This is a genomic window from Ruminococcus sp. 210702-SL.1.03, assembly GCF_020559915.1.
Taxonomy (GTDB): Bacteria; Bacillota; Clostridia; order Oscillospirales; family Ruminococcaceae; genus YE71.
This window is the reverse complement of sequence record NZ_JAJCLZ010000118.1, coordinates 1-560: the sequence shown is the minus strand read 5'-3', so window position 1 is coordinate 560 and position 560 is coordinate 1. Positions and strand designations below refer to the sequence as shown.

Sequence of the window (560 nt, the reverse complement as noted above, 5' to 3'; positions counted from 1 at the left end):
CGTGATTTTATCATAATCTGCGGCGGAATAATTCTGTCGGTAATTGTGCTTGTGAATCTGTGGAACGTCCTGCCTTTTGCGGCGACTGCCTGCTTTGCTTTTCTCTCGCTTCGGGTTGACGAAACGGCGATTATGGACTATATTTTTAATGCTGCGAAGTTCTTTCTGACATCGCAGCAATTGTATTTTTGGAGGGAAAATTAAATGACAAAGAACAAAAACAGCGTTCAGGGTCTTATCGGCTTTGAACGTTTTTCACGTTTCGGAGTGAAAACCGACAAGGCCGAAATAGCATTTTTCAGCGTAGAACCCACCAATATTTCAGTGCTTTCAGCGGCTAATATTGACGTGAAGATACATCATCTGATGATGCTGTTAAGCACCATACCCGACCTTGAAATTCTTGCTCTGGATTCCTGTGAGTGTTTCGATACCAACAAGGTGTACGTCAAAAAGCGTTTGCAGACCGAGCAGAACGAAGATGTGCGAAAACTTTTGCAGGCGGACTATGATTTTCTTGACGAGATCCAGGTGGAGATGTCCTCGGCAAGACAGTTTAT

The 560-nt window shown here is 43.8% G+C and carries 1 protein-coding gene and 1 pseudogene; both read left to right on the top strand.

From position 1 onward, the window contains the following. A partial coding sequence (locus LI114_RS13710; RefSeq protein WP_227221132.1) for a hypothetical protein occupies positions 1–204 on the top strand: 204 nt, incomplete at its 5' end. Next, positions 205–560, top strand: a pseudogene (locus LI114_RS13705) (hypothetical protein); the annotation flags it as partial.